Genomic DNA, 18,706 nt, shown 5'->3' with positions numbered 1-18,706 from the left:
TCCTTGGACATCGATACCCCCGGGTGGTGCGGCCGTCGCGGTTGCGGCTCCCGTCGGCCTCCGGCCTCCGTCCGTCGCAACCGCAACACGACCCAACATCACTCTATCAGGTGTCTCGCCTTCAAAGGGGGTCAGTATGAATTGCCCTTCTTGCCAGAACATCATAGAGTCGGAATACAGTAGAAACGCCTCTCCTTCGCCCAGATTGCAGTTTTCATCCTCGTATTCCAGATAAATCATCATCTCGTCGTCCCAATGAACCGTTACCGGCGTCTCGACGATCTGTCCGTTGACTTCCACTTCGGCCGAAAGAGGCACTGGAGGAACGTTATCGGCGCATAGGGTGGGATCGTAAGCGGTGTCGTCGTCACATCCGCTGGGCAAAGTATCGTTGTCGTCATTGTCGTCGTCCTGCCCGGAATCGGCGTCATCGTCGTCATCCGAGGTGGATTTATCGTTGCATGACATGACCGCCAGCAGAGACAGGCATAAGAAGATCATTCCGAATAACAATGCCTTTTTCATTTCCGAGCCCTCCTACAGTGCTTGAATAACATTTGAGTAGATGAGTTCATTCAGCGATCCGAAACGGGCATAATATTCGACGGAAATGGAAAGCGAATCGTGTTCCGCGCCGGTAAGTCGAATTTCCAACAAGCTGGAGCCATAGTTATCATCCAGACTTTTATAGCCGGTAGAGACCCATTCAGCCGTTGCGCCATCACCCAAGCCTTCATAGGAGTCGCCGCAAGATTGTTGCAGGAGTGTCGATGAAGATTTACCCGGGGAAGTGGACTTAATCGCGATGGATGCGGTTATCAAGCCAACGATCAACACAATAATAAGACAATAACTCTCTCTCTCTCTCTCTCTCTCTCTCTCTTCATGTTCATTGAATTATTACTCTTAAATCATTTTAATTTCGCCACAGCACCCGAATCAATCCTGATCCTGACAATCCATTAAGTCAATGATTTTTTTAAATAGATACATTTATTGAGCAAAAGGATGTCCATGTTATGTAACTAATTGTAATTGTGGTTGTATTTCCATTTTTGGCATTCGGCGTAATTTGGCAATCGATGCATAATGGTGAGGTGCTTGATGATTATAATTAGTACATTATAGAGCAATAAGGAAGGCGACATTTTTATATTGGCTATTCTTGTTATCGATTTATTTTTCTATCATTCTTCGCCAAATTGCCTACTTGCCTTTTTCGACTTCCGTGACGCCGGCCAGGATTTCGGTTTCCTGTTCGGGCGAAAGTTTCTCGAGGCAGATCATTTCGATGCTTTCGCTACCGGGCTTGGCTAGGGCGAACGCCAGGAATTCGTCGTGCGTCAGGTAGATGGCGCGGATTTGCTGCGTGGCCTTGCCGCTGGTGTGGTCGACCAGAAAATTCCGCATCAGGATCGGGTGGACGAAGGCCTTGAGCAGGGTGGTCCCTTGCGCCGTCTCGGGTTGGGCGGCGGCGAGGAAGCCGGCGACGTCCAGCCGTTTTTTCACCGGTTTGGTCGGGGTGGGCGGATACAGAATCTTGAAAAACGGATAGCCGGTCAGATTGAAATTCTGCATTTGCGCCGGCGTGACTTGTTCCTCGAACCAGGTGACCCGGCCGTCGTGATCCAGGTCTTTGACCGAATATTCCTGCTGCCGCACCGTTTCCTCGCGCACCTGGTTTTCGCGCATGGTGAACGAGCCGTAAAAACCGCCGACGCCCAGCAGGATCGCCAGCAGCAGGCCGCCGAGCAGAATCCAGTCCTCGTGGCGTTCGAAACGGCGGCGGTGCATGTCGCACAGATATTTGGGTTGAATCCGAAAAAGATTGAATCGCTTCTCGGCTTTGAAGCGGGCGTCCAGGTCGCAATAATCACACTTGATCATCAAAATCCCCCTGACGGCAAAAAACTAGCAATTTTGTGAAATTCCTGCAAGTTAATTGGTTGCTTTCGCCTGACAATCGCTTCGCGGCGGAAGCGGGCCGGATCGCGCGTCGTTGCCGGAAATCGCCGCCAAACAACTTGACACTATGCGGCAAAGCCTCCTAGAATTTTCCGGCGATTTCCAATCCCATTTTTCGAGGCGAATCATGCCCTATGCAAACCCGCAAGAAGAAAAGTTGATTGCCGCCGATCGGCACCAGATTTTTCTGCGCCATTGGCCGGTCGAAAACCCCAAGGCGGTGGTCGTCATCTGCCACGGACTCGGCGAACACGGCGGGCGGTATCAAAATCCGCTCGGCCGGTTTCTGCCCGCCGGATACGCGGCGTTCGCGCACGATCATCGCGGCCACGGCCGTTCGGACGGCCGGCGCGGGCATGTCGACCGGTTCGATCAATTTCTCGACGACACTTACCAGGTGGTGGTGAAGGCCGGCGAAACCTATCCGGGCAAGAAGATCTTCGTCTACGGCCATTCGCTCGGCGGCCTGATTGCGCTCGCCTACGCGTTGCGCCATCCGGACACGATCGACGGCGTCATCTCCTCGAGCCCGGCGTTGAAGCTTTCCCTGGAAGTGCCCAAGGCCAAGGCGACGCTCGGCACCCTGGTCTCCAGAATCTGGCCGACCCTGACGCTGGCCAACGAAATCGACGCCAATGGGCTTTCGCACGACGCAACGGTCGTCAAGGAATACCTCGACGATCCGCTGGTGCACGACAAGGTCAGCGCGAAATTTTTCGTCGAATTCCAGGCCGCGATGGCTCGCGTGCTGCTGGGCGCGGGCGCCCTGCGGATGCCGCTGCTGATGACGCACGGCAGCGAGGATCCGCTAACCTCGCCGGCGGGATCGCGTGAATTTTTTGATCACGCGGGCTCGGCCGACAAGACTTATCAACTCTACGAAGGCCAGTTGCACGAAGTGCATAACGACACGCAAAAAGAACAACTGCTCGACTTGCTGGTAGGTTGGCTGGATCGGCATTCGGCCGCCTAGCGGAGGGCTCGTTGAAGAACCTGGGCCAGCTCCTGACCGAACAGGCCGCCAAGTACGGCGAACGAACCTTTCTCATTTTCGAAAACGAGGAAGTGAGTTACGCCTCGTTCGAGGCCACCTCGAACGCGCTCGCGCACGGGCTGATCGGCCGCAAGGCCAAAACCGGCGTCAACGTCGCGTTCCTGCTGCCGAACATTCCCGAATGGCTGATCACCTTCTTCGGGATCGTCAAATCCGGCGCGACGGCCCTGCCGATCAACAGCCTGCTCAAGGCCGAGGAGATCCGCTTCATCCTGCAGGACAGCCAGGCGCAACTGCTGATCACCATCCCGCAGTTCGTCGACATGATCCAGAACCTGCGGATGGATCTGCCCGATCTGCGCGAGGTTTTCGTCCTCGACGAGGAAGCGCCGCGCGGCACGAAGAGTTACGAGGAACTGCTCAGCGAGGACACGACACCGCCGTCGGTCGAAATTAAATCGTCGGACATCGCCTGCATTCTCTACACCTCGGGCATGACGGGCCGGCCCAAGGGCGCGATGCTCACCCATCACAACTACCTGGTCAACGCGAAGCAGATCGTGCAGCACCTCGAATTCACCGAGCGCGACCGCATGCTCAACGTTCTGCCGATGTTTCACGTCAACGCGCAATTGGTGACGTTCATCGCGCCGCTGTACGCCGGCGCGGCGATGATCCTGATGCGCGGGTTCTCGCCGCGGCAGTTTCTGCCGGGGTTGGATCGCCACAAGGCGACCTGCTTCACGGCGGTGCCCACGGTGTACGCGATTCTGAACGAGCTGCCCGACGCCGAGGAGTACGACCTGTCGCACTTGCGGTTCTGTATTTGCGGCGCCGCGCCGATGTCGGTCAACGTCTTCGAGCATTTCGAAAGCAAGTACAAAACCAAGATCATCGAGGGTTACGGCCTTTCCGAGGCGACCTGCGCCTGCAGCACGAACCCGATCCGCGGCAAGCGGAAAATCGGTTCGATCGGCCGGCCGCTGCCCGGCGTCGAAATGAAAGTCGTCGACGACAACGGCCAAACCGTCCCAACCGGCACCGAAGGCGAAATCATCGTCCGCGGCGAAATGGTGATGGTCGGTTATCTACACGACGAACAGACCACGGCCGCGACGCTTCACGACGGCTGGCTCTACACGGGCGACATCGGCTACGTCGACGAAGACGGCTTCTTCTTCATCCGCGGCCGGAAAAAAGACATGATCATCCGCGGCGGCGAAAACATCTACCCGCGGGAAATCGAGGAAGTGCTCAATCAGCACTCGCAAGTCAAGGAAGCCGTGGTGATCGGCAAGCCCGATCCCATCTGGGGCGAGGAAGTGATCGCCTACGTGGTGACCAAGGGCCCCGAGCGACCCAGCCGCACCCAGTTGATCGAGCATTGCCGCCGCCACCTGGCCGATTTCAAATGCCCGACCAGCATCGTTTTCGTCGAGGAGCTGCCCAAAACCGCGATGATGAAGGTGCGTCGTTGGGCGCTGCGCGAAGAATGATCCTCCGGGCCCGCCCATGAGCGCGAAGATGATCACCACGCTCTGCCGCTTCATGCACGACGAGCGCCGTTTGTCCCTGCCGTTGCTCGAAAAGCTGTTCGCCGCCGAGTTCACCCTGGTGGCAAGGCGGCCGGGCGAGGAATTCTCGATTTCCGATCACCAGTCGGAACTGGCCGGCGACCCGGATGCCATGGCCGCACATCTGGGGCGGTTCGCCGCGGTCCACGACGGCGAGTTGACCTTGGGTTTCGCCGGGCAGCCGGTGCTGCGCTTCGCCTACGGCGACAACTGGCGGGTGACGGTCGATTTCGACTTTTTCGAACGCGGCCGCCTGGACTTGCCGCGGATCCAGGAAAAGTTGTTCGAGTTGTTCGAAATGGAGGATTTCGAGCGGTTCATGGATCTGGGAACCGGTTTCCTGGCGCGGGCCGTCGGCGAACCGTTTCACTACGAGTTGCGGCAGAACAAGGCGCCGTTTCTGGTCGGCGATTTACGCGATTACCGCCTCGTGCTGCGGCTGGTCGATATTCCGGCCTACCTGAAAATGGTCTTCTTTCTCGTGCGCCAGGGCGATCCGCTGCTGTTCGTCCGGTCGCCGCTGGATATCTTGAAACTGGCCGACCAGGCGCAGGACGCGATCCGCTACATGGCGGACGCTTACGAGGAAAAAGGTTTGACCCTCGGCATCGAATACAACCAGGAAACCGTGTTTCGCTGCGGCCGGGACGTGAAACCGTCGCTGGGGGCGCGCTTCGGCGCCACCGCCTTGCAAATCGACGCGCTGGCGCGCATTTTGAAATCGGCTTGGCCAGGGAGGGGCGAATGAGTTTCTATCCGGGCGGCGGCCCGCAAACCCCGCAGCCGCAGTTCCGTTTCGGCGGACCGATCACGCCGGTGCTCCGCGCGTTCATGATCATTTGCGGCGCCGGTTTCATCCTGCAGATTTTCTGGCGCGGCTGGGGCGGTTCGCCCGGGTTGGAGGAAATCTTCGGCCTCTATGCGCCCTACTTCTGGCGCGGCGCCGTCTACCAACTGCTGACCTTCCACTTTTTTCACGGCTCGCTGACCCACCTGGGTTTCAATCTGTTGGCGTTGTGGATGTTCGCCGGCGAGTTGGAACAACTGTGGGGCCGGAAGAAATTCATTCTCTACCTGGCGATCACCGGCGTCGGCGCCGGGTTGTGCCAACTGCTGTTCGCGCCGTTTCTGCCGGTGCCGGTCATCGGCGCCTCGGGCATCGTTTACGGCATTCTGATGGCCTTCGGCATCCTGTTCCCGCGCCGGACGGTCCTGTTGTTTTTCGTCATCCCCATGCAGGTCAAGTGGCTGGTCATCGGCATGGGAGTCATCGAACTGACCATGGCCTTCGATCCGGCGTCGCAGAGCGGGATCGCGCATTTCGCCCACCTCGGCGGCATGCTGTTCGGTTATCTCTTCCTGCGCTGGGATCGGATGTACTTACGGCTGCGCAACGTTTATTACCGCCGCAAACTGGAAAAGCAGCGCGGCAAGAAAAGAAACCTTTACGTGGTGCGGGGCGACGACGACGAGCCGCCTTACGTGCATTGACGCCCGATTTGACAGGCGGGGCGTTCGCCCCGAATAATGAGCGTCGCCTTTGAATCAAGCTTCAAATACGGAAGGTGGAAACGTCATGAAACGTCTGGTCTCGACGTTGCTGCTGGCGATCCTGTTGCTCGGATTGCCGGCCGGCGCGGCTGTCGCCGATCCCGTAAAATATTCCCTGTCCATGTTTCACTTCAACATTCAGTACGTGATCGGCGGCTTGTACGGCTTCGTGCCGTTGCCGATCGACATCCCCAGTTGGGAAATCGGCCCGGACGAGGTGGAGGATATGATCGTCACCGAGAGCTTCGTGCCGGTGTTGGATTTGCTCGAGCACCACACGAACTGGACGCTCACCATCGAATTGCAGGCCTACTTCATCGAGGTGCTGGCCGAGCGGTTCCCGGAGGTGTTGGATCAACTGCGCGACCTGGTCGATGCCGGCGGCGTGGAACTGGTCAGCTTCCACTACGCCGATCAGTTGTTCATCGCCTATCCGTACGAGGATTGGCAGGTCAGCAACGACCGCGCCAAGGCGGTGTTCGAGCAATACGACCTGACGCTCTCGCCGGTGGTCTTCTGCCAGGAAGGGCAGGCGGGCGAGGGCATGACCGAGCGGATGGCCGAAACCGGCTACGACATCCTCGCCTGGCCGAAAAACCTGTGGTCCTGGCAGCACGGCGATTTCGACGCCGCGCCCTTTTATCAAATGGGCGACACTTATGTCGTCGCCGGCGGCAAAGGCGTGTCCGACGACGTCAACCAGGTATACGTCGACTGGAGCTTCCTGGACGACGGCGAGAAGATGGCCACCGGCGATTTCGATCCCTACTTCCCCTGGTTCTTCCACTACCAGGAAGGTTCCGTCGCGGAATACGAGGCCGGCCTGATGGAAAAGGAGGCCGACGGCTACAAGATCGGCTCGATCAGCGACTACGTGAACGACCTGCTGGACGCGGGCATCGACCCCGAACCGGCGCCGCGCCTGCTGGACGGAACCTGGCAGCCGGACAGCACCGAAGGCGTTTCGATGTGGCTGGGCCGCGGCGGCCTGTGGCGAAAGGACGAACGCGACAATCACGTGCGTTCGCTAGCCTACCAGGCGCACCAGGAAATCCTCGCCGCCGAAACGATCGCCGAACAGGCCGGCCTGGATCGCGCGGCGGTGCTCGACGAAGCCTGGCGGCAACTGCACAACGCCGACGTTTCCGACGGCTCGGGCATCAACCCGTATCGCGGCGAGGTCGAGTACGTGATCGCCAGCGCGGCGGAAGCGATCCGCATCGCGCGCGACGTCATCGAGGAAGCCAAGACGGCCTTGAGCCTGGAAAACGTGCTGATCGACACGGCGAACGGCGAAGTGACCGCTGGCGAATACGAGAAGCCGGGCGAAAAAGTGCCCCAGGGGCCGTTCCAAATTCTGGTGCAGGCCAAGGACCGGACCTTCAAGACCAAATGGTTCCAGGTATCCGAAGACCCGGCCACGTGGCGGCTGGAGATCGCCTTCAGCGACAGTGAAAACAAAAAAGCCCGCGAGCTATTTGTCACCTTCCCGGGCACGGGTGACGAGATACTGACGACCACGGCGTTGATCGACGACGAGGTGCGCTCGTATCCGTGGGCCGACTTCAACTTCGAATTCTGGTACCTGCCGGCGCCGACCGGATTGATCGGCCTGGGCGACGGCACATGGCTGGTGAAGGACGCGGCGAACGAGCACGTCGGCGCGTACATCGAACCGAGTACGCGCAACGTGCGGTTCGAGGATCAGACGGCGCCGTGGTTCGAAACGATCACCTGGGTCTTCTACGTGGTGCAAGGTTCCGCGGCCGACGCGCTGACGCTGGCCGATCGCGTCAACGTTCACCCGGTTCTGGCGCGCTAGGAGGCGGCAATGAAAAAAATCGCTTTGCTCTGGTTGGTTCTGGCGCTGCTTTTCGCGGTTGCGGCGTGCGACAAAAACGACGATGACGACGACAACGACAATCAGCCGGCCGACGACGACGCGGCTCCGGCCGACGACGACGCGGCGGATGACGATGACGACGACAGCTCGACCGGTCCGGTCGAGCTGTTTCAGTTTAACTTGTCGTTCGAGGTGGAGTTTCAGGCCGTTTTAAAAATGAAGCAGTACGCCGACGGAACGCTCGAAGGCGCGCTGATTCCGGGACAGGGGTTCGACGTGGTGACGGCCGGGACAACGCTGCAAGGGTCGGGCAAGTTGTGGCAGTTCCCCGAAGCGAACGGCCGCATGATCATGCTTAAACTGCAGGGGCCGTCGGTGCCCGGCGGCAAATGCGGCGACGAGCCGATTTCCTACAGCCTGACGCTGACCGCCAAGGAAAACAACGGCTACATGGTGGGCGGGTTGGCCGCGTACTGCGGCGAAAATAATTATACCGGCCGCGTCGCGCGGCTGCTGCGCCTCTCGGGCGTGCAACAACCGGCGAAGTAAGGGCCGAATCTCCGCATCCGCCATCCAGATGAATCGGGTGGCTAGAGATCCGTGAACGGCAGGGCCGTGATTTCGGGTGCCAGCGGAAGCCGAATATCTCCCGAATGAATGATCAAGCCCGGCGCCGCCCGGTTTCCCAAGGCCGCGCGAAAGGACTTTATCCCGGCGGCCATCTCGGGCTGCGGAGTCGCCGATAGTTTGACCTCGACGGGCACCAGCTTTCCACCCGCTTCCACTAAAATGTCTACTTCCGAACCGGTCGCGGTTCGCCAAAAGTAGAGGTGTGGTTCCTCGCCGCGATGCACCAGGGTTTTCACGATTTCCATCAGAACGGCCGTTTCGAAAATGGCGCCGCCCATGGGGCCGGCGGCCGCGTGCGCGGGATCGCGAAGCCCTACCAGGTAACAAAGCGTCCCCACGTCCGTCAGGTAAACCTTCGGTGTTTTGACGAGTCGCTTGCCGATATTGGTGAAATAGGGACGCAAAACGAACACCTGGAAGGATGTTTCCAAGACCGAAAGCCAGGCTTTGGCCGTATTGACCGCCACGCCGATATCACGGGCCACGTCCGCGAGATTCAACAAACCGCCGCTTCGCGCCGCGATCACACGTAAAAAATTCTGAAACAGGCCAAGTTCGCCGACCTGACGCAAGAGACGCACGTCGCGTTCCAAGTATGTCTGGACGTAGCTCGCGTGCCAAAGGCCGATATCCCGCTTGGGATTGGCGACCAATTCCGGATAGCCACCCCGGATAAAATCGGACCAGCGGACCGGTGCGGCGGGACCGGGCCGCCGTTTTGCTCCGTTGCCGGTTTCCCAGGGCAAAGGCGCGTCATGACGCCCGATCGCCTCTTGGTGGGAAAGTGGCAGGAGGCGAAGCACCGCGGTGCGACCGGCCAGCGATTCGGTGACCCGCTCCATCAGCAACAAGTTTTGCGAGCCGGTCAACAGATATTGGCCGTATTTCAGGCGCCGGGCGTCGATCGTTTCTTTAAGGTAAGGCAAGAGGTCCGGCGCGTATTGCACCTCGTCGAAAATGACCGGCGCGGGATGCAGCGCCAAAAAGCCGCGCGGATCGGCGTTGGCCGCGGCGCGGACGTCCGGCGGCTCCAGCGAAACGTATTCATGGCTTCGACCGAAGAGGTGCTTGAGCAGGGTGGTTTTTCCGGACTGGCGCGGCCCGATCAGCACGACCGCCGGGAATTCCCGGACGGCCCTTTTCAGTGCCGGTTCCAGCGCGCGCGGGAGATATTTCCAAGCCATTGGTTCACACCTCCATGTGCAATTATGCATTTCAAATGCAAAATTGCAAGCCTCCAAAGGGCCGAAAGTGACCGGCGATCTTGTCGCTCATGGCCGGCCGGTTGCATCAGTCAGGCCGCGGAGGGAAAATCGATCGCGCCCGGTGCGGCGATGGCGCGAAGCGAATCAACACCATTCGGGGGGTGTCATGCGATTGGTGACGGCGGTATTGGTATTTTTATTGGCGTTCGTCGCGGTCGGCTACGCGCAGAACGCCGACGGGGTGCCGATCGAAATCAAAAACGGGAAAAAGCTGATTCTGACGGAAAACAGCACCCACGACGAAATCCAAAAGGCACTCGGCAAAATCCTTAAAAGCGAAATGCCGTCGATCCTGACGGCGGAGCGCATTCAATACGATTTTCAGGCGGTCGAAGGGCAGGCCCCGCTGACCCTCTGCTTCGATTTCGACGCGCACGGGAAATTGACCGGCCTGCTGATCGACGCCTACATGAAAGATCAGAATCCGACCGCCCAGTTGCTCAAGCAATGGCTGGAAAAGCACGTCGGCGAGGGGAAAAAAGTCGGGGCCGGGCTGCAGTGGTCCCACGCCGGTTACCTTTTTCTCTTCACTGCCGGCGGCAGCGGCGAGGATTCGAATTACGGCTTCCGTATCACGCGCGACAAGAAATGAGCCTTAAATAAAAACCCGGCAAACGGGATGGCCTACTGCCGTTTGCCGGGGAAAAAACGGGTCGAACCCCGTCGATCGCTTACAGGTAACCCAGATCCTTCAGGCGTTTCTTGATCTTCTCTTCTTCCTCGGGGCTGTAGTCGGCGCCGTCGGCCGCCGGAATGTAGCCCATCAGCTCGAGGGTGCGGATGATCTTGTCATGCGATTCCTGCACCGTTTCGGTGGCGGAATTGACGTGGATTTCCGGCTTTTCCGGGGCTTCGTACGGGTCGGAGACGCCCGTGAATTCCTTGATTTCGCCGGCCAGCGCCTTCTTGTAGAGGCCCTTCACGTCGCGTTCGACGAGCGTGTCGAGCGGGCACTCGACGTACACTTCGACGAAGCGGCCGATGAGCTTGCGGTTCTCGTTGCGGATCGCCTTGTAAGGGCTGATGGCGGCGGCGATCGCCACGACGCCGTTCCGGCTGAGCAGATGGCAGACGAAGCCGATGCGGCGGATGTTGATGTCTCGGTCTTCCTTGCTGAAACCAAGGCCCTTGCTGAGGTTGGTGCGCACGACATCGCCGTCGAGCATTTCGACGTTCAGGCCGCGCTCGAGCAGCGTTTCTTCGCCCAATTGGGCCAGCGTGGATTTGCCGGAGCCGGAGAGGCCGGTGAACCACAAAGTGAAACCTTTTTGCATCGTGGGATTCCTTTCTATTTCAAAAAGCTGGTGCCGATCATGTCGGACGGAATTTCGACGCCCAGGAAGTCCAGAATGGTTGGAGCGACGCCGAAGATCGAATAGCCGTCCCGCTGCGGCGGTTGCTGGCCGCCCGGCAGCGCCAGGATCACGATGCCGTGTTGGGCGTGATTGGCGTCGTCGGGGCCGGTGTCGTTTTCGTAGATGTGGATCTTGCCGGTGCCGATCTGCGCGGCGCTGCGCCAGTCGAGGTTGCCGAAGTAGACGATCAGATCCGGCGCGATGCCGTTGACCGTGTGGTAGATCTTTTCGGGGCGGAGCACCACCGTGCCGATGTTCCGGCCGTTTTCATCGGTGATCGCCTCGAAGTCGGCCTGCACCTTGTCGCGGAACGCGTCGTAGTCGGCCGGGTCGATGATGCCCTCGGGCTCGCGGCCCTTGACGTTGAAGAAGATGCGACTGTAGTAGCCGCCTTCGCCCCACACCGAGGTTTTCGACCAGTCGATCATCTTGGTCTTGAGGCTCATCGGCGTCGCGGGCTGTTCGGCCAGCGCCAGGTAGCCCTTGGACATCAGCCACTCGTTGATGCAGATCGCGCCGACCATCGTCTTGGCGCCGTGGTCGGAAACGATCATCACGGCGGTTTCGTCGTCGATGACTTGCAAAAGTTCGCCGATCCGCGCGTCGAGGTACTGGTAGTAGTCGCGGATGGCGAATTCGTACTTATGGCCTTTTTCGTACAGGCGGTGATTCTTGTCGTGATAGCGCCAGAACGCATGGTGGATGCGGTCGACGCCCATCTCGACCATCATGTAGAAGTCGTGCTCGCCGCGCCGCACCATCTCGCGAAACACCTTGAAGCGGCGTTCGGTCATCAGGTAGATCTGCTGCAGCAGCCAGTCTTTGTTGTCGGTGCGGAAGTCCTTGACGTCGATGATGTAGTCACCGTCAGCCAGCGCGTCGATCTCGGCCGCCGCCTCTTTCGGCTGCGTCCACTGCACTTCCTTGCTCGGAGTCAGGAAGCAGGCCGCCAGTACGCCGCGCAGCGGTTTGGGCGGATAGGTCTGCGGCACGCTGAGCACGAAGGAGCTGAGGCGGGCGCGCGACAGGTAGTTCCAGACCCGCTTTTCCTTGATGTACTCGTCGTTGGCGAAGAACAGGCCCTTGTAGGTGTAATCGGCGCGGTTGCGGAAACCGTAGACGCCGAGCTGGCCCGGATCCTTGCTGGTCATCATGGAGGTCCAGGCGGGCACGGTGATCGGCGGATCGGTGCTGCGCATCGGGCCGTAAACGCCGCGTTTCATCAAGGCCTGGGTGTTGGGCATGAGGTCGGCGAACTGGTCGAAAACGAGCGACGGTTCCGCACAGTCCAAACCGATGACAACCATCTTTTTCATGGGGCGGCTCCTGTCAGTCCTTGGCGCGATCGCTTTGGTAATAGGCCATCAAAATGTCGGCCACCTCGGCGCGGGTGAATTCGGCGGGCGGCCGCTGGCCCTGCGCCAGCATCTCGCGCACCTTGGTGCCGGACAAAAAGACCTGGCTTTCCTTGCCGTGCGGGCAGGTTTTGACGGACGCCATGTTGCCGCACTTGGTGCACCAGAAGGTGTTTTCGAACATCATCGGGGTGATGCCCATTTCCTCGGGCGGGAATTCCAGGAAGAAATTCTGCGCGTCGTAGCTGCCGTAATAGGTGCCGACGCCGGCGTGGTCGCGGCCGACGATGAAGTGTGTGCAGCCGTAATTCTTGCGGACCAGGGCGTGGAAAATGGCCTCGCGCGGGCCGGCGTAGCGCATCGCGGCCGGGAAGATGCTGACCGCGACGCGTTCGTGGTTGTAATAGCCGTCGGTCAATGCCTTGTAGCAGGCCATCCGTACGTCGCCGGGGATGTCGCCCTTCTTGGTGGCGCCCATCAGCGGGTGGATCAGCAGGGCGTCGACCTGTTCCAGCGCGCATTTTTGCAGGTATTCGTGGGCGCGATGGATCGGATTGCGCGTCTGGAAGGCGACGATCGTCTTCCAGCCCTTGGCGTTGAACAACACCCGCGTTTCCTTCGGCTCGAGGCGGTACTCGTTGAAGTCGTCGTGCCGGACCTTGTTGAGCGCGGTGATCTTGCCGCCCAGGTAGGTCGTGCCGTAGGACTGCAAGTAGGCGACGCTCGGGTGCGCCGGGTCGTTGGTGCGGTAGACCCGCATCGCTTCCTCGGCATGGTCGACGTCGTAAATGTCCTCGATGTCCATCACGGCCAGGATGAGGCCGTCGTCGTCGACCAGTGAAATCTGCTGGCCGATCTGGAACCGGCGATCGTCGCCCGGCTTCACCGCCAGGGTGATCGGCAGCGACCAGATGAGGCCGGACGCCAGGCGAACGTTGCGCACGACGCTCAGGTAGTCTTCGCGGTTCATGAACCCTTCGAGCGGGCTCATGGCGCCGCAACTGATCATTTCGACGTCCGCGATTTCGCGTTCGTTGAGTTTCATTTTCGGGAACTCGGCCGCCTTGGCGAGCAATGCTTCGCGCATTTCGCCTTTGACGAACCGGTCAATCAACCGCCCGCCGTGCGCTTTGATCATGATGGATCGACTCCCTCTTTAGCGGAAAGGGCACGGCGTTCCGTGCCCTTTCGTTCGAAAAACAGTAAAACTACAAGTATCCAAGGTTCCTTAATCGCTGCTTGATGGCGCTAATTTCATCGTTCGTCAGTTCGGAGTTTTCCCCGCGGGGAACTTCCCGGCCGGTCAGTTGTTCGCCGATCAGGTCGCGAAGCACGTAGACAATGAACTCCGTGGGGCTGGAGAAACCGGAATCGACGATCAAGACCTGAATCTTCTCGTAAAGCTGTCTCGGAATCTTGATCGTCACTTTATCCATTAGGGCTCCTTCTGCACTCCAATTGGAGTGTAGTATGCCGATTGGAGCCTGTCAAGGGAATTTTTTCGCTTTAAACGAGGATTCCGGTTGGAACGAAAGAAGCGGCGAAAATGGCGCGGATAAACTATATCTATGGCATTCTGCTATTAAAATGCCTTTTATTTATCAATAGATTGCGGTTGCTAGGCGTAGATATTCAATTATTCGTCAGAATGTGGTCGTCGTACCAGGTTTCCAGCATGCTCTTGTGCTGGTTTTCCTCGTCGGCGAGGTGCGCGAACAATTTTTTCGCATCCGGGTTGTCGGTGCCTTCCTCGGCGGCCAGGTAAAAGGATTCGGCGAAGGCTTCTTTTTTGATCGCCGCCATCAAAATTTCCTGCGGGGTGCTGGTCGGGCGGACGCGGACGTCGGGCATCATGTCGGCCAACCCCAGGTCGACGAAGCCGCGCGCCTGGCCGACGATTTCTATTTTTTCGGCCTTGCGGGCCCGCAGCAGCATTTGCTCGTGCTGCACTTCTTCTTGATAAAGCTCGGCGAGCATCGACTTGGCGCCGAGGTTTTTCACGGCGTCCTGGGCTTGCTTGTAAAACAATTGCGCTTCTCGTTCGCGGTCGATCGCGAAGGAGTAAACCTCGCCCAGGGCCATGGTTTTGACGGCGGCCAGCAAACGTTCCTTGTCGATCGTCATTTTATTTTACCTCGCGGAATTTTTCGGGTTTCGCCTGACAAACGGGGCATTCGTCGGGAATCCGGCCCTCGGCGATGTATCCGCAGACGCCGCAGACGAAATAAAGCGCTTCGCGCTCTTCCATCAGATTGTCGAGCGCGTGTTTGTAAATGGTCGCGTGCATTTCCTCGACGTCGCGGGCGCGCGAGAAGATCAGCGCGGCCGGGCGTTCGCCCTCGGCCTCGGCGTCGCGGATCAGTTCCGGATATTTTTCGTTTTTCGCCAGCAATTCGCGTTCGAAGGCGGTTTGCAGGTTGGTTTCGGTGTCCTTGACGACGCCGCGCAGCTTCAGCGCGTTGCGGCAGTGCACCGCTTCGGCCTCGGCGATGGCGCGGAACATGTGGGCGATTTGCGGATAGCCGTCCTTGATGGCCTGATCGGCGAAGGCCAGGTTGCGGAAATAAGCCTCGGCTTCCGCCTGAAAAGCGATTTTCAGTCCGGCTCGCGTCTTTTCACCCATACTCATCTCCTCGCTTCGTCTTACGCGGACAATTTTTTCAATTCGGTCATTAATACGGCCAAATGCTCTTTTTCGTAGCTGATGAACTCCTCGATAACCGGCTTTTCATCGTCGGCTACCAGGTTGATCATCTCGCTTAGCCATAAAATGGCATCCTTTTCAAAGCCCATTGCGACGCGCAGCAAGTCGGACGGGGTCTTCAGGGGGGCGATGATTTGATCGACGGTGCGTTGCGGTGTGAAAACCCGCGTATCGGCCAATGCGCCCAGATAAATGTCGTATTCCTGGTCATAACAGCATTCGCTTTCGGCCGGGTCGGCGATTTCGAGCCGTTCCAGGATTTGCAGGTAGGTTTTTTCGTGGATCAATTCGGCGTCGGCCAAGCGGGAAAATAACTTTTGCAAGTCCTCATCGGCGACTTTATCCCGCGCTTTCAGATAAAAAGCCCGACCGTTGCGTTCGACTTCTACGCCGATTTTGCAGATTTCAATCGCGCTCCATTTCATGGGTGTCAAACCTCTCGTGTGATGGAAATATAAGCCGCCATGTTTCTTTGCGCCATGCGGGACGACAATCTTCTAGGGACCGACATGAATCAGGTCTTCGGTGTCCTCGAACCACAACGGTGACTTCTTATAGAAGTCCAATTCGGCCCGCAGTTGGCGTTCGTGACCTTTCTCGAATTCAACCAGGTAATCCAGCAGGCGCTTGCCGCGCGGGTCGCGACTGGCGCGGGCCGCCTCGGCGTACAACTTCTGGGCGTCGCGCTCGGCGCGGATCGCGAACTGCAGCGCGTCCTCCACCGCGAAGTTCGAAAAATCGTATTCTTCGTCTTTCGGGAATTCCAGGTTCGGCAGCGGCGGCTCTTTCGCCTCGCCGGTCAGGCGCTTGTATTCGGCGCCGAGCATGGCGCGATGCATGCGCTCGTCCTTGGCCAGGGCGAGGAAGCGGTTTTTGATCAGCGGATTGACCATCTGATCGGCGGTGCGGCGGTAGAAGCGAGCGGCGCCGAGTTCCTTTTTAATCGCGATGCCCAGGATTTCCAGAACCGTCAAGCCTGCGTACAACTGCGCCATGGTTCCTCCCGTTGTCGGTCCGGTCAGTCCTCCACGTGGCTGGCGTGGCCGATGTCGAACCAGTAGAAATCGCCGGTGATGGCGTTGATCTCGGCGCGGATGGTGGCGAAGTGGCCCCATTCCTGGGCCGCCAGTTCCTTGCAGAGCAGAATCAGGTCGGCGTTCGTCGCCTGGCCGGCGAGCGATTCGTAGAGCGTGGCGTCGGATTTTTCGCGGGCCAGCGCCAGTTCGAGGGCGTCGACCGCGCCGCTCTGCGTGTCGATCTTGAGCTTGCTTTTTTCGAAGCTTTTGTTTTCGACGGGCAGGGGCTCGTTGTAGCGCGCCTGCCACCAGCTTTCCAGCATGCGGCGGTGGTTTTCCTCGTCCTCGGCCAGGTGATCGAAGGTTTTCGCCCCTTCCTGATTTTGGATTTTTCCCGCCAGATGCAGATACAATTCATAGGAACCGATTTCACGGTTGACCGCTTCAATCAGCAAATTTTTAATGTTCATCGTTTCCGCGACCCCATGACCTCGTTGCGCCGGTAATAAAACGCGTGACAACATAGCATAAGGCGCCGGGTGAAAAAAGCGCCCGATCGCGGCCGCGAACAAATAAAAAAGGAGGGGAATTCACGAAAGATTTTTTTTGCCGAAAGATGCTTGACAAGGGTAGGTCGCCTCCATAGAATCCTGCCACTCTTTTGGGAGTCGTTAGCTCAGTTGGTAGAGCAACGGACTTTTAATCCGTAGGCCCTGGGTTCGAGTCCCAGACGACTCAACGGTCCCGAGGGCCCGCGAGACATTGACAAATTGACCCCATCGTCTAGCCCGGTCAGGACACCGGCCTTTCACGCCGGCAACACGGGTTCGAATCCCGTTGGGGTCGAAGCAGAAGATTCAGGCGGTTCGATTGGCGGACCGCCTGATTTTTTTAATTACCCGGTGAATTTTTCTGCCGATTTTTCGGCCGGGTGATCCAGTGCCGCGATCACGGCCAACGTCCACGCCGAAAAGGCCGGCCAGAAGGCGGGTCCCGAGGCGTCGAGCGGCGGCGCCGGCAATCCGGCCGCGCGGGTTTCCGATGTCCGTTTACCGACGACGGTTTTGACCTCGACTTCCCGAACCAGCGGTGCCAGCTTTTCCGTTTTTGATGCGGTTTCCAGCAGCATCCCCAGCACCTGAAAAATCCCCGGCCATTTGGGAAAAGCGCGAGGCAGCGAACCGACGAATTGGGATAGGGCATCCGGCGATTTTTGCCGGTAATGAAGTTGATTGCGGACCGGCAGGGCCTCCAACAGGCCGCCCATCCGGAGGTTTTCCAGCGCCGTCGCGATGTTTCGCTTGGTGAAGTCGGTTTCGCCGGCCAGGTCCGCGGCGGAAAAAGCCTCATTGGGTCGGGAAAGAAACACCTTGGCTATTTCGGCCCGCGCGCCGACGCCGAACAAGGCTTGCAATCGCGGGATGATCAAGGAGGGCCGGGAAAAATCGGGCGTGCGGGAACGTCCGGTCGGCCGGTAGCGGCGGGCGCGTGTCGCGCCGGGCCAACGTTGTTTTGAATGGGCCGCCACGGTGGCCGCGAATTCTCCGAAATTCCTTTGGGTCGAGGCGGTTTCCCGGGTCAGCAAATTTCGTAGCCGCGTACCCGAAATAAAGTGACCGTAGCGGATGCACCAATCCGTTGCCTCGTCGCGCAGGCGCGGGTCGGCGTCCCCGAGCGCGACGGTAAAAAGGACGAGCGGCTCTGGATCGATCGCGCCGTCCGGATAGCCCTCGCTCCAACCGGAAACCCCGACTTCGGTCCAGAGTCGCCAGAGCAGGTCGAGGATTTGCTCCCGTAGTCGGTTGCTAAGCGGTTCCATCGTTTTCTTCCGATTCAAAGGCCGCCAATACCTGTTCGGTCAGGGAGTGAAAGCCGGGTGAGGGATCGTGCCCTCGCGCCCAGGAGGCCGCCTGCCGCAACTCCCGTCGAGAGGGGGTCAACCGGCGAAGGTCGTCCAGGTGTTTGCTGCGCGGACCTTGATCCGCCGCGGCATAAAACTTCAGGCAGATCTGGTCGTGAGGCCCGATCAAGTGCAGCAGCAGTCCGTCGTAATGTCGATCGATCAGGCGCGTTTCGAAACCTGCCGGCAGCCCGAAGCGCAGGAGGTCCGTCGGTCCCGGGTTGATCCAGCCCGCGTCGAGACCCATGACCGTTCCCACGTCGCGGACGGCGCGGACCAAGGATTCTGGCAGGGGATCGGCGCCGAGATAACGCCCCTCTTGAACCAAAGCCACGACATCGATGTCCCTGGTGGCGCGCGCAATGACGCCGAGCAGCATCAGGGCGCCGCCGCCCACGATGACGAGTTCGTACCTTAGTCCACGGCTTTTCAGGACCGCGCCCAAGGTCGCCAGAGCCTTTTCCATCAGTGGTTGGTCCAGATTCATACGGGAAATATATACTCTCGAAACGAGAATGTAAAGTACCTAATTTAACTCGGTGGATACCACTCTC

The 18,706-nt window shown here is 59.0% G+C and carries 21 protein-coding genes and 2 tRNA genes; 9 read left to right on the top strand and 14 right to left on the bottom strand.

The window, feature by feature from the left end:
* Together GX444_11915 and GX444_11910 are read right to left on the bottom strand one after the other, a co-directional pair.
* On the bottom strand, nt 1-525 hold a 525-nt coding region (locus GX444_11915; protein ID NLH49291.1), incomplete at its 3' end, for a hypothetical protein.
* 681 nt (nt 526-1,206) lie between these two features.
* Entirely contained in the window at nt 1,207-1,887 is a 681-nt protein-coding gene (locus GX444_11910; protein NLH49290.1) for a hypothetical protein, read from the bottom strand.
* A gap of 205 nt (nt 1,888-2,092) precedes the next feature.
* Between GX444_11910 and GX444_11905 the strand changes: the two genes are divergently transcribed.
* From GX444_11905 to GX444_11880, 6 genes are all read left to right on the top strand, one after another.
* Nucleotides 2,093-2,938: an alpha/beta hydrolase gene (locus GX444_11905; protein NLH49289.1), complete on the top strand. Its 846-nt coding sequence runs from the start codon at nt 2,093-2,095 to the stop codon at nt 2,936-2,938.
* Nucleotides 2,939-2,949: 11 nt separating this feature from the next.
* The gene (locus GX444_11900) at nt 2,950-4,455 is read left to right on the top strand and encodes a long-chain fatty acid--CoA ligase (GenBank protein ID NLH49288.1); all 1,506 of its coding nucleotides are present in this window, start codon (nt 2,950-2,952) and stop codon (nt 4,453-4,455) included.
* A 16-nt stretch (nt 4,456-4,471) separates the two neighbouring features.
* A complete protein-coding gene (locus GX444_11895) occupies nt 4,472-5,281 on the top strand; it encodes a hypothetical protein (protein ID NLH49287.1) in 810 nt (269 codons plus the stop codon).
* A complete protein-coding gene (locus GX444_11890; GenBank protein NLH49286.1) occupies nt 5,278-6,024 on the top strand; it encodes a rhomboid family intramembrane serine protease in 747 nt (248 codons plus the stop codon). Before GX444_11895 ends, GX444_11890 begins: the two co-directional genes overlap by 4 nt.
* 85 nt (nt 6,025-6,109) lie before the next feature.
* On the top strand, nt 6,110-7,906 hold the full coding sequence (locus tag GX444_11885) for a hypothetical protein (protein NLH49285.1): 1,797 nt from the start codon (nt 6,110-6,112) through the stop codon (nt 7,904-7,906).
* Between the two features lie 9 nt (nt 7,907-7,915).
* Entirely contained in the window at nt 7,916-8,476 is a 561-nt protein-coding gene (locus GX444_11880) for a hypothetical protein (protein NLH49284.1), read from the top strand.
* A 41-nt stretch (nt 8,477-8,517) separates the two neighbouring features.
* On the opposite strand, the gene GX444_11875 is transcribed toward GX444_11880, so the two are convergent.
* Nucleotides 8,518-9,741 (bottom strand): ATP-binding protein, encoded by a 1,224-nt coding sequence (locus tag GX444_11875; GenBank protein ID NLH49283.1) that lies wholly within the window; start codon nt 9,739-9,741, stop codon nt 8,518-8,520.
* Nucleotides 9,742-9,928: 187 nt separating this feature from the next.
* On the opposite strand from GX444_11875, the gene GX444_11870 reads away from it, so the two are divergent.
* Nucleotides 9,929-10,414 (top strand): hypothetical protein, encoded by a 486-nt coding sequence (locus GX444_11870; protein ID NLH49282.1) that lies wholly within the window; start codon nt 9,929-9,931, stop codon nt 10,412-10,414.
* A 79-nt stretch (nt 10,415-10,493) separates the two neighbouring features.
* Here the strand turns inward: GX444_11870 and cysC are convergent, their stop codons facing one another.
* From cysC to GX444_11825, 9 genes are all read right to left on the bottom strand, one after another.
* The gene (gene cysC / locus GX444_11865) at nt 10,494-11,096 is read right to left on the bottom strand and encodes an adenylyl-sulfate kinase (protein NLH49281.1); all 603 of its coding nucleotides are present in this window, start codon (nt 11,094-11,096) and stop codon (nt 10,494-10,496) included.
* Between the two features lie 14 nt (nt 11,097-11,110).
* A complete protein-coding gene (locus GX444_11860; GenBank protein NLH49280.1) occupies nt 11,111-12,493 on the bottom strand; it encodes a phosphodiesterase in 1,383 nt (460 codons plus the stop codon).
* A 13-nt stretch (nt 12,494-12,506) separates the two neighbouring features.
* Nucleotides 12,507-13,670: a sulfate adenylyltransferase gene (sat, locus tag GX444_11855; protein ID NLH49279.1), complete on the bottom strand. Its 1,164-nt coding sequence runs from the start codon at nt 13,668-13,670 to the stop codon at nt 12,507-12,509.
* Nucleotides 13,671-13,740: 70 nt separating this feature from the next.
* The gene (locus tag GX444_11850) at nt 13,741-13,968 is read right to left on the bottom strand and encodes a CopG family transcriptional regulator (protein ID NLH49278.1); all 228 of its coding nucleotides are present in this window, start codon (nt 13,966-13,968) and stop codon (nt 13,741-13,743) included.
* Nucleotides 13,969-14,164: 196 nt separating this feature from the next.
* Nucleotides 14,165-14,656, bottom strand: coding sequence for a ferritin family protein (locus GX444_11845; GenBank protein ID NLH49277.1), 492 nt, complete (start codon nt 14,654-14,656; stop codon nt 14,165-14,167).
* Between the two features lies 1 nt (nt 14,657).
* The gene (locus GX444_11840) at nt 14,658-15,155 is read right to left on the bottom strand and encodes a rubrerythrin family protein (protein NLH49276.1); all 498 of its coding nucleotides are present in this window, start codon (nt 15,153-15,155) and stop codon (nt 14,658-14,660) included.
* Nucleotides 15,156-15,175: 20 nt separating this feature from the next.
* On the bottom strand, nt 15,176-15,661 hold the full coding sequence (locus GX444_11835) for a ferritin family protein (GenBank protein ID NLH49275.1): 486 nt from the start codon (nt 15,659-15,661) through the stop codon (nt 15,176-15,178).
* Nucleotides 15,662-15,733: 72 nt separating this feature from the next.
* Nucleotides 15,734-16,231: a ferritin family protein gene (locus GX444_11830; GenBank protein NLH49274.1), complete on the bottom strand. Its 498-nt coding sequence runs from the start codon at nt 16,229-16,231 to the stop codon at nt 15,734-15,736.
* A 23-nt stretch (nt 16,232-16,254) separates the two neighbouring features.
* A complete protein-coding gene (locus GX444_11825) occupies nt 16,255-16,722 on the bottom strand; it encodes a ferritin family protein (protein NLH49273.1) in 468 nt (155 codons plus the stop codon).
* Between the two features lie 195 nt (nt 16,723-16,917).
* On the opposite strand from GX444_11825, the gene GX444_11820 reads away from it, so the two are divergent.
* A tRNA-Lys gene (locus GX444_11820) sits at nt 16,918-16,990 on the top strand.
* Between the two features lie 34 nt (nt 16,991-17,024).
* Nucleotides 17,025-17,098: transfer RNA gene (locus GX444_11815), tRNA-Glu, on the top strand.
* Between the two features lie 49 nt (nt 17,099-17,147).
* Here the strand turns inward: GX444_11815 and GX444_11810 are convergent.
* Both GX444_11810 and GX444_11805 read right to left on the bottom strand, forming a co-directional pair.
* Nucleotides 17,148-18,071 carry a hypothetical protein gene (locus tag GX444_11810; protein ID NLH49272.1) on the bottom strand — a complete coding sequence of 308 codons (924 nt, stop codon included), beginning with the start codon at nt 18,069-18,071 and terminating at the stop codon, nt 17,148-17,150.
* Nucleotides 18,058-18,618, bottom strand: a complete 561-nt coding sequence (locus GX444_11805) for a nucleotidyl transferase AbiEii/AbiGii toxin family protein (GenBank protein ID NLH49271.1) — start codon at nt 18,616-18,618, stop codon at nt 18,058-18,060. Before GX444_11805 ends, GX444_11810 begins: the two co-directional genes overlap by 14 nt.
* Between the last annotated feature and the right edge of the window lie 88 nt (nt 18,619-18,706).

This window comes from Myxococcales bacterium, from assembly GCA_012517325.1.
GTDB lineage: Bacteria > Lernaellota > Lernaellaia > Lernaellales > Lernaellaceae > JAAYVF01.
This window is presented reverse-complemented; position numbering and strand designations above follow the sequence as displayed.

Bases quoted from the DNA above. Each gene is read 5' to 3' on its own strand.
- GX444_11870 (NLH49282.1), top strand. From the start codon at position 9,929: ATGCGATTGGTGACGGCGGTATTGGTATTTTTATTGGCGTTCGTCGCG.
- GX444_11830 (NLH49274.1), bottom strand. From the start codon at position 16,231: ATGGCGCAGTTGTACGCAGGCTTGACGGTTCTGGAAATCCTGGGCATC.
- GX444_11810 (NLH49272.1), bottom strand. From the start codon at position 18,071: ATGGAACCGCTTAGCAACCGACTACGGGAGCAAATCCTCGACCTGCTC.
- GX444_11825 (NLH49273.1), bottom strand. From the start codon at position 16,722: ATGAACATTAAAAATTTGCTGATTGAAGCGGTCAACCGTGAAATCGGT.
- GX444_11845 (NLH49277.1), bottom strand. From the start codon at position 14,656: ATGACGATCGACAAGGAACGTTTGCTGGCCGCCGTCAAAACCATGGCC.
- cysC (NLH49281.1), bottom strand. From the start codon at position 11,096: ATGCAAAAAGGTTTCACTTTGTGGTTCACCGGCCTCTCCGGCTCCGGC.
- GX444_11905 (NLH49289.1), top strand. From the start codon at position 2,093: ATGCCCTATGCAAACCCGCAAGAAGAAAAGTTGATTGCCGCCGATCGG.
- GX444_11910 (NLH49290.1), bottom strand. From the start codon at position 1,887: ATGATCAAGTGTGATTATTGCGACCTGGACGCCCGCTTCAAAGCCGAG.
- GX444_11850 (NLH49278.1), bottom strand. From the start codon at position 13,968: ATGGATAAAGTGACGATCAAGATTCCGAGACAGCTTTACGAGAAGATT.
- GX444_11875 (NLH49283.1), bottom strand. From the start codon at position 9,741: ATGGCTTGGAAATATCTCCCGCGCGCGCTGGAACCGGCACTGAAAAGG.
- GX444_11835 (NLH49275.1), bottom strand. From the start codon at position 15,661: ATGAAATGGAGCGCGATTGAAATCTGCAAAATCGGCGTAGAAGTCGAA.
- GX444_11885 (NLH49285.1), top strand. From the start codon at position 6,110: ATGAAACGTCTGGTCTCGACGTTGCTGCTGGCGATCCTGTTGCTCGGA.
- GX444_11880 (NLH49284.1), top strand. From the start codon at position 7,916: ATGAAAAAAATCGCTTTGCTCTGGTTGGTTCTGGCGCTGCTTTTCGCG.
- GX444_11890 (NLH49286.1), top strand. From the start codon at position 5,278: ATGAGTTTCTATCCGGGCGGCGGCCCGCAAACCCCGCAGCCGCAGTTC.
- GX444_11860 (NLH49280.1), bottom strand. From the start codon at position 12,493: ATGAAAAAGATGGTTGTCATCGGTTTGGACTGTGCGGAACCGTCGCTC.
- GX444_11840 (NLH49276.1), bottom strand. From the start codon at position 15,155: ATGGGTGAAAAGACGCGAGCCGGACTGAAAATCGCTTTTCAGGCGGAA.
- sat (NLH49279.1), bottom strand. From the start codon at position 13,670: ATGATCAAAGCGCACGGCGGGCGGTTGATTGACCGGTTCGTCAAAGGC.
- GX444_11895 (NLH49287.1), top strand. From the start codon at position 4,472: ATGAGCGCGAAGATGATCACCACGCTCTGCCGCTTCATGCACGACGAG.
- GX444_11805 (NLH49271.1), bottom strand. From the start codon at position 18,618: ATGGAAAAGGCTCTGGCGACCTTGGGCGCGGTCCTGAAAAGCCGTGGA.